Source organism: Mesorhizobium sp. M0771, assembly GCF_040320155.1.
Taxonomy (GTDB): Bacteria; Pseudomonadota; Alphaproteobacteria; order Rhizobiales; family Rhizobiaceae; genus Mesorhizobium.
Genome location: NZ_JAMYPC010000001.1, coordinates 506,785 through 519,483, shown reverse-complemented (window position 1 = coordinate 519,483; position 12,699 = coordinate 506,785). Strand labels below are relative to the sequence as shown.

Annotated in this window: 15 protein-coding genes; all 15 read right to left on the bottom strand. The window is 64.3% G+C overall.

Annotated elements, in window-relative coordinates; translation table 11 throughout:
• Position 1 precedes the first annotated feature (1 nt).
• On the bottom strand, positions 2 to 1,642 hold the full coding sequence (gene fliF / locus NKI05_RS02505) for a flagellar basal-body MS-ring/collar protein FliF (RefSeq protein WP_023686350.1): 1,641 nt from the start codon (positions 1,640 to 1,642) through the stop codon (positions 2 to 4).
• Positions 1,643 to 1,836: 194 nt separating this feature from the next.
• Positions 1,837 to 2,721, bottom strand: a complete 885-nt coding sequence (locus tag NKI05_RS02500) for a flagellin N-terminal helical domain-containing protein (RefSeq protein WP_023683302.1) — start codon at positions 2,719 to 2,721, stop codon at positions 1,837 to 1,839.
• A 281-nt stretch (positions 2,722 to 3,002) separates the two neighbouring features.
• Positions 3,003 to 3,887 (bottom strand): flagellin N-terminal helical domain-containing protein, encoded by an 885-nt coding sequence (locus NKI05_RS02495; protein ID WP_023683303.1) that lies wholly within the window; start codon positions 3,885 to 3,887, stop codon positions 3,003 to 3,005.
• Positions 3,888 to 4,097: 210 nt separating this feature from the next.
• A complete protein-coding gene (gene fliP / locus NKI05_RS02490; protein WP_023710973.1) occupies positions 4,098 to 4,829 on the bottom strand; it encodes a flagellar type III secretion system pore protein FliP in 732 nt (243 codons plus the stop codon).
• Positions 4,826 to 5,326: a flagellar basal body-associated FliL family protein gene (locus NKI05_RS02485; RefSeq protein WP_023673655.1), complete on the bottom strand. Its 501-nt coding sequence runs from the start codon at positions 5,324 to 5,326 to the stop codon at positions 4,826 to 4,828. The genes fliP and NKI05_RS02485 overlap by 4 nt, the downstream gene beginning before the upstream one ends.
• 17 nt (positions 5,327 to 5,343) lie before the next feature.
• Positions 5,344 to 6,048, bottom strand: a complete 705-nt coding sequence (gene flgH / locus NKI05_RS02480) for a flagellar basal body L-ring protein FlgH (protein ID WP_023691727.1) — start codon at positions 6,046 to 6,048, stop codon at positions 5,344 to 5,346.
• Positions 6,045 to 6,626 (bottom strand): MotE family protein, encoded by a 582-nt coding sequence (locus NKI05_RS02475; RefSeq protein ID WP_027049841.1) that lies wholly within the window; start codon positions 6,624 to 6,626, stop codon positions 6,045 to 6,047. Before NKI05_RS02475 ends, flgH begins: the two co-directional genes overlap by 4 nt.
• A gap of 3 nt (positions 6,627 to 6,629) precedes the next feature.
• Entirely contained in the window at positions 6,630 to 7,871 is a 1,242-nt protein-coding gene (locus NKI05_RS02470; protein WP_023695751.1) for a flagellar basal body P-ring protein FlgI, read from the bottom strand.
• Entirely contained in the window at positions 7,868 to 8,395 is a 528-nt protein-coding gene (gene flgA, locus NKI05_RS02465) for a flagellar basal body P-ring formation chaperone FlgA (RefSeq protein WP_023686344.1), read from the bottom strand. Before flgA ends, NKI05_RS02470 begins: the two co-directional genes overlap by 4 nt.
• A gap of 6 nt (positions 8,396 to 8,401) precedes the next feature.
• Complete coding sequence (gene flgG / locus NKI05_RS02460) at positions 8,402 to 9,190, bottom strand: flagellar basal-body rod protein FlgG (RefSeq protein WP_023673650.1); 789 nt, start codon at positions 9,188 to 9,190, stop codon at positions 8,402 to 8,404.
• 11 nt (positions 9,191 to 9,201) lie between these two features.
• Positions 9,202 to 9,537, bottom strand: coding sequence for a flagellar hook-basal body complex protein FliE (gene fliE / locus NKI05_RS02455; protein WP_023701074.1), 336 nt, complete (start codon positions 9,535 to 9,537; stop codon positions 9,202 to 9,204).
• Complete coding sequence (gene flgC / locus NKI05_RS02450; protein ID WP_023686341.1) at positions 9,537 to 9,953, bottom strand: flagellar basal body rod protein FlgC; 417 nt, start codon at positions 9,951 to 9,953, stop codon at positions 9,537 to 9,539. Before flgC ends, fliE begins: the two co-directional genes overlap by 1 nt.
• 2 nt (positions 9,954 to 9,955) lie before the next feature.
• A complete protein-coding gene (gene flgB / locus NKI05_RS02445; RefSeq protein ID WP_023683310.1) occupies positions 9,956 to 10,336 on the bottom strand; it encodes a flagellar basal body rod protein FlgB in 381 nt (126 codons plus the stop codon).
• A gap of 85 nt (positions 10,337 to 10,421) precedes the next feature.
• Entirely contained in the window at positions 10,422 to 11,288 is an 867-nt protein-coding gene (locus NKI05_RS02440) for a hypothetical protein (RefSeq protein WP_031205100.1), read from the bottom strand.
• Positions 11,275 to 12,696, bottom strand: coding sequence for a flagellar protein export ATPase FliI (gene fliI, locus NKI05_RS02435; protein WP_023710976.1), 1,422 nt, complete (start codon positions 12,694 to 12,696; stop codon positions 11,275 to 11,277). Before fliI ends, NKI05_RS02440 begins: the two co-directional genes overlap by 14 nt.
• Positions 12,697 to 12,699: the final 3 nt, after the last annotated feature.

Below are 12,699 nucleotides of genomic sequence, written 5' to 3'. Positions count from 1 at the left end.
TCTATACCGCTGCTTCCTGGGCCGCCCATTTGCGCAGGATCTGCGCGGTGCGCTCCTCATTGATGTCGACCATGCGGGCAAGCCGCTCCTGTGGCGCCGGCCTGATCTTCTGGCGAAGATCATCGAGTGGAGTCGGGCCGGGGCGGCTGCCGGGCAAGGCAGCCGGCGCCTGTTCGGCGCTGGCGGCTTCGGGTGTCGGCAGTGAACGCTGGACGTCGTCGAAGCTCGGACCGGCAAGTGCCGGCGTCGGCCGCGCGCTCAGCGCGGTGGCCATTGGCCTCAGGCCGAAGAAGGCGACCAGGAACACCACGACGATGAAGGCGCCGGCATTGATCATCGTACCGGCATGGGTTCCGATCGATGCCATTATGCCCGGCTGTTCGACCGCTTCGCCGTCCAGCCCGTCGATGAACTCGACCGCCGAGACATCGATGATGTCGCCGCGCTTGTCGTCGAAGCCGGTGGCTGAGGCGACCATTTTCTGGATGTCGGCGACGCGCTTGGCGATCTGTTCGGGTGTGGCGTCCTTGCCGAGGATGGTCATCAGCCGCTGCTGGTTGACGACGACGGCGATCGACATCTTGGTGACGGAATAGCCGTTGGAGACTGTGGCGATCTTCTTGGAGTTGATCTCGTAATTGGTGATCTCCTCCTTGCGATCATTCTCCGATGACGTCTGCGGACCATCGGTGCTGGTCGCCTGGGTCTCGGGCAGGTTCTGCTCGACGGTGGCCGGGGTCGAGGCCTGCCTCTGATTGCTGTTTTCGTTGGCGCGCACCGACTGCACGGAACGCTCCACGCGTGACTCCGGATCGAAGATCGTCTCTTCGGTCTGGCGGGTGTCGGTGTTGACGTCGGCCTTGACGCTGGCGCGGAAATTGTCGGGGCCGAGATAAGGCGTCAGCGCGCGGCGGATGTTGTCGCCGATCTGCGCCTCGACGGTCTGCTCGACGCCGAGCGTGCGGGCAGCACTTGTGTTGGAGGGATCGTCGCCGGCGGCGAGAAGGTTGCCGTTGGAATCGAGCACGGTAACCTTGTCGGCCGACAGGCCCGGCACGGCGGCGGCGACGAGATGGCGGATCGACATGGCGCTCTTTTCGGCGTCGATGCCGGAATAGCGGATGACCACCGAGGCGGAGGGCTGCTGTTCGTCGCGGCGGAAATTGGCGCGCTCGGACATGACGATGTGAACGCGGGCGGCCTTGATGCCGGATATCGACTGGATGGTGCGGGCGATCTCGCCTTCCAGGGCGCGCACGCGGGTGATCTGCTGCATGAAGGAGGTCAGCCCGAGCGAGCCGACATTGTCGAACAGTTCGTAGCCGGCATTGGCGCTGGTCGGCAGGCCCTTTTCGGCGAGCAGCATGCGCGCCTGCGCGGTGGTGCCGGCCGGCACCAGCACGGAGGTGCCGTCGGAGCCGACGTCGAAGCCGATGCCGGCCTCGCCGAGCACCAGGCCGATCTGGTTCACGTCGGAGCGATCGAGCCCGACATAGAGCGTCTCATAGGCCGGGCGGTTGAGATAGACCGAGCCGATGCCGATGACGGCCATCACCAGCGCGGCAATGCCGGCCAGCATGGCAAGGCGCCTGACGCCAAATGCCCTGAGATTCGAGATGATGCTCTGGATCTGTTGCGGCACGATTCAAGCGCTCCCAGCATGATATTCCGTGGGAACACTAGACCGCGAAGCTTGTGCGAAGATGATAGAGCATGTCGCCCGGAAGTGTGCAGCGGTTCCGGGTCAACGACATGCGTCAAAACACAGCCACAAAGCGAAAGGGCCGCGCTGTCGGCGCGGCCCTTCAATTCAAGAAGGAGAAAGCCGGGTCAGGCTTACTGCTTGAACAGCGCCAGGATCGACTGCGAGTTGCCGTTGGCGATCGACAGCGACTGGATGCCGAGCTGCTGCTGGACCTGTAGGGCCTGCAGCCGCGTCGATTCCTTGTTCATGTCGGCGTCGACCAGCGCGCCGACGCCCTTGTCGATGGAGTCCGAGAGGTTCGACAGGAAGCTCTTCTGGGTGTCGATGCGCGACTTGGCGGCGCCGAGATAGGCGGCACCCGTGGACAGCTTGGCAAGCGCCGTTTCAACGGCGCCGAGTGCGGTGTCGATGGCCGCCGGGAGGACCTGGGTGGTGCTGGGATCGAAGAAGGTCGTCGCCAGCAGAGCGCCGACGATGCCGCCAGTGCCAGGAAGATCGAGAACCTGCGTGTCGGCCGCCTTGACGTCGATGGTGTCGATGGCGACGGTCGTGCCGGTGCGGTTATAGGACGCGACGATCTTCAGGTCGGAGGTCGCAGCAGCGTCGTTCTGCAGCAGGTTCGAGCCGGCATAGGAGGCGTTGGTGACCGACGACTTGATCTGGTCCTGGATGGCCTTGATTTCGGTCGCGATCTTCTGCTGGTCGTCCTTGCTGGCGCTGCGTGCAGTGACCAGCTTGGCCTTGATCAGGTCGACCTGGTCCTTGATGTCGGTGATGGCGGTGTAGGCGGTATCGACCTTGCCGGCGCCGAGGCCAAGCGCGTCCTGAACGGCCGAAAGCGCCTTGTTGTCGGACTTCATCGTGGTGGCGATCGACCAGTAGGCGGCGTTGTCGCTGGCGGTGGCGACGCGGTAGCCGGTCGAAATGCGTGACTGGGTGGTTTCAAGCTGCTTGTTGGTGTTGTTCAGGCTCTGCAGCGCGGTCAGAGCCGAAGCGTTCGTCATGATGCTAGCCAAGATATTTACCCCTTTTCAAACACTGGCGTGTCCCGAACACGCCGGATCAACTTCATCAAGGGGGTAGGCATAAGCCCATCGACCGTATGGTCTGCCCGCCATGGAATGGTTAACCATGACTACCGGGATATGGTTAACGGCCTGTTAAACCAAGCCATTCAGGGCGCTGGCCAAGAGCAAAAATCGGCAGCCATTCAGCAAGACAATCAACAGCCGCAAAAGAAATCGGGCCGCGCTGTTGGCGCGGCCCGACGGATGGTGTCAGTCGTAATGTCGAGAGATCAGCCGCGGAAGAGCGACAGGATCGACTGCGAGTTGCCGTTGGCGATCGACAGCGCCTGGATGCCGAGCTGCTGCTGGACCTGCAGGGCCTGCAGCCGCGTCGATTCCTTGTTCATGTCGGCGTCGACCAGCGCGCCGACGCCCTTGTCGATCGAGTCCGACAGGTTCGACAGGAAGCTCTTCTGGGTGTCAATGCGCGACTTGGCGGCGCCGAGCGAGGCAGCGCCGGTGGACAGCTTGGCAAGCGCGGTTTCAACAGTGCCGAGCGCGGTGTCGATGGCGGCGGGGGTAACCGCCGTGGTGCTCGGGTCGAAGAAGGCAGCGGCGAGCAGGCCGCCGACGATGCCGCCCGTGCCGGCGACATCGAGAACCTGCGTATCGGCTGCCTTGACGTCGATGGTGTCGATGGTGACGGTCGCGCCGGTACGGTTGTAAGCCGCAACGATCTTCAGGTCGGACGCAGCGGCAGCGTCGTTCTGCAGCAGGTTCGAGCCGGCGAAGTTGGCGTTGGCGACCGAGGACTTGATCTGCGCCTGGATGGCGTTGATTTCGGTCGCGATCTTCTGCTGGTCTTCCTTCGAGGCGCTACGGGCAGTGACCAGCTTGGTCTTGATCAGGTCGACCTGGTCCTTGACGTCGTTGATGGCGGTGTAGGCGGTGTCAACCTTGCCGGCGCCGAGGCCGAGGGCGTCCTGCACGGCCGAGTTGGCCTTGTTGTCGGACTTCATCGAGGTCGCGATCGACCAGTAAGCGGCGTTGTCGGAAGCGGTGGCAACGCGGTAGCCGGTCGAGATGCGGGCCTGCGTCTGCTCGAGGGATTTGTTGGTGTTGTTCAGGCTCTGCAGCGCGGTCAGCGCCGAGGCGTTCGTCATGATACTGGACATGGCTACTCGTACCTTGATTTTTACAGGGTGTTTTTGACATACCGGCTTTTCCGGTATGACGGAGCGGCATCATGCCAATGATCGTGAGACCCAATCACCCGCCATCTGCGAGCAATATGCGGGCAAGTCCCTACCAAAGGGCTAAACGGGACGGTTAACCGGAAATATATTGCATAAAACTTTAGCAAGGCGCCAACGGCGCGCGGACGGTCAGGTGAAGGAGCGCACCAGGCTGCCGACAAGCAGGTTCCAGCCGTCGATGAGGACGAAGAACAGGATCTTGAAGGGCAGCGAAACGACGGTCGGCGGCAGCATCATCATGCCCATGGCCATGGTGATGGTGGCGACGATCAGGTCGATGACGAGGAACGGCAGCACGATCAGGAAGCCGATCTCGAAGCCGCGGCGGATTTCGGAGATCATGAAGGCCGGCACCAGGATGCGCAGGTCGACGGTGTCCCTGGCAACGACCTGGCCGCGTTCGCGGGCGAGATCGGCGAACAGGTCGAAGTCCTTGTCGCGGACATTGTGCAGCATGAAGGTGCGGAACGGGTCCGAAATCTTTTCGAACGCCTCGGTCTGGCTGATCTGGTTGTCCATCAGCGGCTTGACGCCGGTGTTCCAGGCCTGGTCGAAGGTCGGCGCCATGACGTAGAAGGTCATGAACAGCGACAGCGAGATCAGGATCAGATTGGCCGGCGTCGACTGCAGGCCGATGCCGGCGCGCAGGATCGAGAAGGCGATGACGAAGCGGGTGAAGCTCGTCACCATGATCAACAGGCCCGGCGCCACCGACAGCACGGTGAGCAGACCGAACATCTGGATGATATAGCCGACGGTGGCGCCGTCGGCCTTGCCGATGCCGCCGAGATCGAGCTGCTGGGCGGCGGCGACAGAGGTGGCGGCGACGACGATCGCGGCGGCGAGGACGAGTTTTCTCATTCGAGCAGCAATGTCCTGATCAGAACCTGTTTGGCATGGCCACCGCTGCGGATTGCGGCGCGCTCCTCGAGGTCGGCCTTCAAATGCTGGTAGCCGCTGGCGCCTTCGATCTGATGCATCTTCAGGGTGCGGACCATGGCAAGCAGGTCCTGGTGAATGCTTTCGGTAAGTTCCGGCGGCTGCGGCGCATCGTAGACCACCGACGCTTCCAGCCTTATCCAGGTGTCAGCAGGCGAAGCCAGATTGGTGGTGATCGGCGCCAGCTGGACAAGCGTCGGCCCGGTGCCGGGAGCATGTTCGGCCGCCTTGCTCGGTTGCTCGGCATTGGACTGGTTCTCCGGTGCGGCGGGCACAGGCACCGGTCCCCCGACGCCCTTCAGATAGCCGCCGGACATCCAGCCCATGCCAATCGCGGCGCCCGTCACCGCCAGCAGCATCGCAAGCTGGATGACAAGCGACGGGCCCTTTTTTTGCTGAACCTGTTCGACATTTGCCACGGCGCCGTTCTCCAGTCCTAAAAGGGGAGGACTTGGTCGAGGATCTGCTGACCGTAAGCGGGCTGCTGGATTTCGCTGACGCGGCCGCGGCCGCCATAGGAGATGCGCGCCTCGGCGATGCGTTCATAAGAGATGGTGTTTTCAGCGCCGATATCGGATGGACGCACCATGCCGGCGATGGTCAGCACCCTGAGCTCGTAATTGACGCGCACTTCCTGCGAGCCGCGGATCATCAAATTGCCGTTGGGCAGGACTTCGGTGACGACGGCGGCGACGTTGAGCTCGAGGTTCTCCGAGCGCTTGATTTCGCCGTCCGCATTGGTTTCGGTGGTGGAACTCAAGCCGGCGTCGCCCTTGCCGCTGGTGGTGGCACCTTCCCATCCGAGGTTGACGTCATAGCCGAGCTTGCGACCGGCGGTGCGGCTGCGGTCGTTCTGGTTCTTGAAGTTGGCCTTGTCGTTGAGCTTGATCCTGACGGTGAGGATGTCGCCGTCGCGCAGCGCGCGTGGGTCGGTGAACAACCGGCTCTGGCGATCATCCCACAGCGAGAATTTCTTCACCGGCGCGGCTGGCGTTTCGGGATAGGAGTAGGGCGCATTGACGCTGCCGGTGATGCCGGTGCCAACCGGCGACAGCGCCGGCTCCCTGCCGATCTCCCTGGGGTCGGAGGCGCAGCCGGCAAGTGAAGCCGTGGCGACCAGGGCGAGAATATGCGACTTCATGACGGATCTACCCTTCGGGCCGCGCTGGCCATGATGCCGGTGAGTGTGGCCGCTGCCTTCTGGTCCATCTCGTTGAGAATGACGCCGGCTTTGCGCGAATCGAGTTTCATCAGGATGGCGGCGGCGAGATCGGCGTTGACCATGGCCAGGCGCTCGGCCGCGGCATCCGGTTTCATGCCGGCATAGATCTTGACGACGCCATCCTCGGCGCGGGCCAGGAAGACTTCACGCCGCTTCAGCCATTGCTCGTATTCGGCGCGCTTGTCGTCCAGCGCCTTCATGCGGAGGTCGATGCCGGCCTGCAGCTGCTTCAGCTCTTCGGCCTGCAGCGCGTAACGGCGGTCGCGGGCGGCGTCGGCGATGTTGGAGCAGAAGCGCTGGATCTCGCTTTCATCGGGCACCTTCTCGCGGACCAGCTGCTGCACTGCCGCCGGCTGTTGCCCGCCAGGCAGAACCTGCCGCACCGCTTCTTCCGCGCGGACAGTGCCGCCGGCAAGGACGGTGGCGGCGATGACGCAAGCTGCCAAGGCTGCGCTGCGTCGGTGCTGCTTTTGGGAAAAGAAATCGATCATCGGCATGGCCTATTGGAGAACCAGATCGGCCTGCAAAGCGCCGGCCGACTTGATGGCTTGCAAAATGGCAATGATGCCGTCCGGCTTGACGCCGAGACGGTTGAGGCCCGACACCAGCGTTTCGAGGTTCGGTCCGTCGAGCACATTGACGCGGGCGTCAGGCCGCGTGGCATCGATGGTGGTGAAGGGTTCCTCCGCTGTCACGCCCTTGGAGAACGGTTCCGGCTGGACGATCTTCGGCTGTTCGGTGATGCGCACGGTGAGCGTGCCGTGGCTGATCGCCACCCGCGAGATCTTGACCTCGTTGCCGATGACGATGGTGCCGGTGCGTTCGTCGATGACGACGCGTGCCGGCGTGTCGGTCTCGACCACCAAATTCTCGATCTCGGCGTAGAAGCGCGCCGCCGAAACATTCTTCGGCCGCCTGATCTGCACGGTACGTGCATCGCGCTCCGCCGCCACGCGCATGCCGAAGCGTTGCGAGGTGTAGCCGTTGATGGCGTCGGCGATGCGAACGGCAGTGGAGAAATCGGGGTTGCGCAATTGCAAGGTGAGCAGCGCCTGGTCCTCGAATTCGGCGCGCACCGTGCGCTCGACGATGGCGCCGTTGGGCACGCGGCCGGCCGTCGGCACGCCCTGCGTCAGCTTTTCGGCATCGCCCTGGGCAGTGAAGCCGGAAACGATGACCGAGCCTTGCCCGACAGCATAGATTTCGCCATCGGCCGCCTTCAGTGGCGTCATTATCAGCGTGCCGCCGGCAAGCGATGTGGCGTCGCCCATCGAGGAGACGTCGATGTCGATGCGGGCGCCCGACTGCACGTAAGGCGGCATGTTGGCGGTGACGATGACGGCGGCGACGTTCTTGGCCCGCGCGCTGCCGCCTTCGGTGGCGATGCCGAGATTTTCGAGCATGGCGCGGATCGACTGTTCGGTGAAGGGCGAATTGCGCAGGCTGTCGCCCGATCCGGCGAGGCCGATGACGAGGCCGTAGCCGACGAGCTGGTTGTCGCGCGAAGCCTGCAGCTGCGCAATGTCCTTGATGCGCGATGCGACCTGGCCGGGTGGCAGAGAGCTTGGGCCGTTGGAGACCCTGAACATGCGGTTGGTGGTGGCCGGATCATATTCGGGATCGACAAAGGCGCCGCCATTCTGGCCGGCAAGATCGCGCTTTTGCTTCGGCGTAAGACCGTCGGCCAGCGCCGGCTGCAGGCCGACAACGGTCGCGAGCAGAAGGGCAGCTCCGCGTCTCATGACGCGCTGACCCGGACGGTGCCGTCCGCCATCACCGTGCCGGAAAAGATCTTGCCGCTGTCTGTGTTGCGGACCTTGATCAAATCGCCGGCGGCACCCGGCTGCAGCGACACCGCCGTAGCCGAAATGGTGAGGTCGCCGGCGATGAAATAGACCTGCACGGCGGCGCCCTGTTCGACCAGCCAGGCGTCGCGGATGGCGGCGGCCGGGATGTAGCGGCCGGGCAGCAGCGTGCGCTTGGCGACCTTGCCCTGGAGTTCCATGGCCTGCGTGGCGACCGCATCCGGCCTGTGCTTTCCGGGGAGCAGCGTCACCGGTTTCAGCACGCCGGTGTCGATCATCTCGCCGGGATAAATGACCCGGTTGGGGATCAGAACGATCTCGCCGGTTGCCTGACTGCTCGCGACGTGGGTGCTGGTCTGCTGGTCTGCGCTCTCCTGGGCAAACGCCGGCACACCGCCGGCTACCAGCGCGAGCATCAGCGCGGTGCGGCAAAGCGCGGAGCGGGAGGCCGGAGAGAGCATCAAACCTTACCTGATGTTCTTGGACACGACGGAGGCCATGTCGTCGGCGGCCTGGATGACCTTGGAGTTCATCTCATAGGCGCGCTGCGCCGAGATCAGCTCGGTGATTTCCTTGACAGGATCGACGTTGGAGGCCTCGAGATAACCCTGCTCGACCGAGGCGAAGCCGGGATCGCCGGGCACGCCGACATTGGCCGGGCCCGAGGCCGGCGTTTCCTGGAACAGATTATCGCCGAGCGGCGCCAGGCCGGCTTCATTGGCGAAGTTGGCGAGTTGCAGCTGGCCGAGCAGCTGGAGGTCGGTCTGGCCGTCGATGCGGGCAAAGACCTGGCCGGTCTTGTTGACCACGACTTCGATGGCATCGGTCGGCACGGTGATGGCCGGGATGACATTGGCGCCGTCGACGGTCACCAGCTGGCCGGTGGCGTTGGTGTTGAAGGCGCCGGCGCGGCTGTAGAGCGTGCCGCCGTCGCCGCCCTCGATCTGGAACCAGCCGCGGCCCGTCAGCGCCATGTCGAAACTGTTGCCGGTCGAGGTCAGTTCGCCCTGCGTATGGACGTTGCGCACCGCCGTCGTCTTGACGCCAAGGCCGATCGACACGCCTTCCGGCACAAGCGATGAATTGGAGCGGTTGGGCACGCCCTGCGTGCGGTCGACCTGGTAGAGCAGGTCGGAGAATTCGGCGCGCGCGCGCTTGTAGCCGGTGGTGTTGATGTTGGCGATGTTGTTGGCGATGACTTCCAGATTGGTCTGCTGGGCATTCATGCCGGTCGCTGCGATGGCGAGTGCTTTCACGGCAAGTCTCCTCAGATGCCCATACGGCTGATTTCGAGATAGGCGGAGACGACCTTGTCGCGGATGGCGATCGTGGTCTGCAGGGCCTGCTGGGCGCTCATGACGGCGTCGACGACCTGACGGGTATCGGCGTCGCCCTTGAGCGCCTGGATCGAGACCTGCTCGGCGTTCTGCAAGGTGTTGACGGTCTTTGAAGCAGCCTGGCTCAGCGCTTCGGCGAAGGTGGCGCCGATTTCGCTGCCGGCCATCGGCGCCCTGGTGCCCTGGAACAGGTCGGTCGTGGTATCGGCGCCACCGATCTCCGGCTTGAGGGGAAGCGATCCGATACCGCCAATGCCGCTGATCATTACTGGTTCCTCATCAGGTCGATGGTCATGGAGATCAGATCACGCGCCTGCTTGATGACCTGAAGGTTGGCTTCGTAGGAGCGGTTGGCCTCGCTCATGTCGGCCATCTCGACCAGCACGTTGACATTGGGCATCTTGACGTAGCCCTTGTCGTCGGCGGCCTCGTTGCCGGGCTGGAATTCGACGGGAAAGTCGCTGGGGTCGCGGTCGATGGAGTTGACCTCAACCGTCGTGCCACCCGAGGCACGATCGAGTTCCGAGACGAAACTGATGGTCTTGCGGCGATAGGGGTCAGCGCCCGGGGTGTTGCCGGTCGACTGCGCGTTGGCGAGATTTTCCGAGACGACGCGCAAGCGGTCCGACTGGGCGCTGAGGCCGGACGCGGCGATCTTGAGGGCTGAGGTCAAGGCGTCCATGGTCAGCTCTTCACCGCCATCATCATCATCGAATGGAAGGCCTTGACGATCGCGGTGTTGAGTTCAAACGAGCGGCGGACCTCGCCGGCCTTCATCAGTTCGTTCTCGACCACGACCGTGTTCTTCGAGGGCATGATGGCGCCGGTCGTCTCTTCTGGCTTGACCGTGAAGCCGGCATTAGTGGCGGCAGTGCCGAGGTGGCCTGCCTGGGTGGCGGTCAGCGACACTGCCGTGCGGTCGAGCACCTTCTCAAACGGCTCGACATCGCCGGCGGTGTAGCCCGGCGTGTTGACGTTGGCGATGTTGCCGGCAATGGCCGACTGGCGCACCGACAGCCATTGCGACTGCTTGGCGGCGAGATCGAAAAGATTGACGGGCTCCATGGGGATCTCCGGGCTGGTACGTACAAGACTAGGCTGCCAGTCTTGCGCGGACCTTGCGCGGCTCGGGGGTAAATCCGGTGTGCCGCTATTTGGAGAGTTCGATCACCTGGTCGGTGCTGGTGACCATGACCCACTTGCCGCCCCGTTGCTCGATCGACGAGACGACGCTGGTATCGGGCAGCTTCGAGCCGCGCTGGACGATCCACAGGCCGGCATCGTCCTCGATCATGGCGCGGCCATTGGCGACATGAACCATGCGAAATTTGGCGTCCGCCGGGAAGGGCTGCTGGTCGACGCCGGGAGGCTGGGTCTTGTCCTCGGGGTCCTGCAGCGTGCCGGTGGCGAACAGGTCGACATCGGGAACATCGTTTGCCGTCAGCGGCTGACCGCTGTTCTCCATCTGCGAGCCGCCGCTGACCCGCCCTGCATTGGTGCCGCTGCCGCCGAACTTGATCGCCTGCACGCCGAACTGGTCCTGATTGAAGAAGATATACCAGGGAAACAGCGCGCAGATCAGGCCAAGCGTGATGCCGAGCGCGGCAAAGACGATATCGCTGCGGCGGTCGGATTTCTTGTCGAGCCTGGGATATTGCGGCCTTGGCGGCTGCGGCCATTCGGTGACCGGGAACAGCCCGTCGAGAAGCGAGCCACGACTGGTCTCGATCGCTTCTTTGGGGCCGGCGCGAGGGGTCCTTGGCAATTCAGGCTTGACGACGCTGGGCAAGGCAGGCTCGGCCAAGCGAGGCACAGTGGACTCGACTACGCTGGCTACCCTGGGCAAGAATGGCCTGGCGGCCCTGGCCAGAATGGCCTCAGCCTTGGCGGCCTTGTCGAGATCGGCCTTTGCCCTGACAGCTCTCGCTTCATTGGCCCGGGCTTCCTCGGCGGCACTGGCCTCTGCGATCATCTCGCGCAAAAGCCGCTCGGTGTACTGAAGCTCAGTCTCCTGCATCGACACTTTGCTTGCCTTTCAGATGACGGGCGAGGTCGGAGAATGCGTCGCTCGAGGCGCGATCCCTGGGCGACTGCGTCAGCGCCTCGTAGATCAGCGGCACCTGGCGCACGGCAATATCGAGCTCGGCATCGGCGCCGCCCTGATAGGCGCCGAGCAGGCGGATGTCGCGCGTGTCCTCGAAGCGCGAGATCATCGACTTCAGCCTGGTCACCAGCATGCGTTGCTCGGGGCTCCATGCCTTGTCGGCGAGGCGCGAGATCGACGACAGCGGATTGACCGGGGGGTAGCGGCCCTGTTCGGCAATGGCGCGGTCGAGCACGACATGGCCGTCGAGAATGCCGCGTACCGAATCGGCGACCGGGTCGTTGTGGTCGTCGCCGTCGACCAGCACCGAGATGATGGCAGTGATTGATCCCTGTCCTTTGATACCGGGGCCTTCAGCGCCCGGGCCAGCGCGTTCGAGCAGCTTGGGCAGGTCGGTGAAAACCGAAGCGGGATAGCCGCGGGCGACCGGCGGCTCGCCGGTGCCGGTCGCTACCTCGCGCAGCGCATGGGCAAAGCGGGTAATCGAATCCAGCACCAGCAGCACGCGATGGCCCTGGTCGCGAAAATGTTCGGCAACGCGCATGGCGGTATCCGGCGCGCGCCGGCGCATCATGGCGCTCTCGTCGCTGGTAGCGACGACGGCGACCGTCTTGGCCATGCTCTCTGCGCCGATCGTGTCTTCGAGGAATTCGCGTACCTCGCGGCCGCGCTCGCCGATCAGCGCCACGACCACGGTGTCGAAGGCGTCGGCGCCGGCCAGCATGGCGAGCAGCGTCGACTTGCCGACGCCGGAACCGGCAAAGACGCCGAGGCGCTGGCCGAGGCAGAGCGGCGTGAAGATGTCGATGACCTTGACCCCGGTCGTGAAGGCGGTGCCGACGCGCTGCCGCGCCATGGCGCCGGGCGTTGTGCCGTCGCCGCTCGCAGCCTCGCCGATCCTGATCAGCGGCGGGCCGCCGTCGATGACGCGGGTCAGCGCGTCGATGGCGCGCCCACGCCACGAAGCATGCGGCGTTACCGTCAGCGGGCCGCGGCGAAACACGGCGTCGCCGATGCCGGCGTCGGCGCTGCGTTCGAAAGGGGCGATGACGACTTCGTCGCGGCCGATCCTGACGATCTCGCCGCGGCGCGTGCCGGCATTGCCGCGCTGTTCGACGAGGTCGCCAAGCCTGGCGACTTCAGACAGGCCGCGCACCTTGTAATGCGTTGGCGAAACCTCCGAAACACGGCCGCCGCGCCGCAGCAACGTCTCGGTGTCATCGAAGCGGCGCCAGATCCGCTCCAGCGCAGCCAGCCGGTTTTCCGGTGCTGTCTCCGGTTGCCGTTCAAGCGCGCGTATCGATGATTTGCTGCTCGACATGCT

Excerpts from the sequence above, each read along its gene's own strand:
- NKI05_RS02495 (WP_023683303.1), bottom strand. The coding sequence starts at position 3,887 with ATGTCCAGTATCATGACGAACGCCTCGGCGCTGACCGCGCTGCAGAGC.
- fliP (WP_023710973.1), bottom strand. The coding sequence starts at position 4,829 with ATGAGAAAACTCGTCCTCGCCGCCGCGATCGTCGTCGCCGCCACCTCT.
- flgH (WP_023691727.1), bottom strand. The coding sequence starts at position 6,048 with ATGAAGTCGCATATTCTCGCCCTGGTCGCCACGGCTTCACTTGCCGGC.
- NKI05_RS02475 (WP_027049841.1), bottom strand. The coding sequence starts at position 6,626 with ATGCCGATGATCGATTTCTTTTCCCAAAAGCAGCACCGACGCAGCGCA.
- NKI05_RS02470 (WP_023695751.1), bottom strand. The coding sequence starts at position 7,871 with ATGAGACGCGGAGCTGCCCTTCTGCTCGCGACCGTTGTCGGCCTGCAG.
- flgA (WP_023686344.1), bottom strand. The coding sequence starts at position 8,395 with ATGCTCTCTCCGGCCTCCCGCTCCGCGCTTTGCCGCACCGCGCTGATG.
- fliE (WP_023701074.1), bottom strand. The coding sequence starts at position 9,537 with ATGATCAGCGGCATTGGCGGTATCGGATCGCTTCCCCTCAAGCCGGAG.
- flgC (WP_023686341.1), bottom strand. The coding sequence starts at position 9,953 with ATGGACGCCTTGACCTCAGCCCTCAAGATCGCCGCGTCCGGCCTCAGC.
- flgB (WP_023683310.1), bottom strand. The coding sequence starts at position 10,336 with ATGGAGCCCGTCAATCTTTTCGATCTCGCCGCCAAGCAGTCGCAATGG.
- NKI05_RS02440 (WP_031205100.1), bottom strand. The coding sequence starts at position 11,288 with ATGCAGGAGACTGAGCTTCAGTACACCGAGCGGCTTTTGCGCGAGATG.
- fliI (WP_023710976.1), bottom strand. The coding sequence starts at position 12,696 with ATGTCGAGCAGCAAATCATCGATACGCGCGCTTGAACGGCAACCGGAG.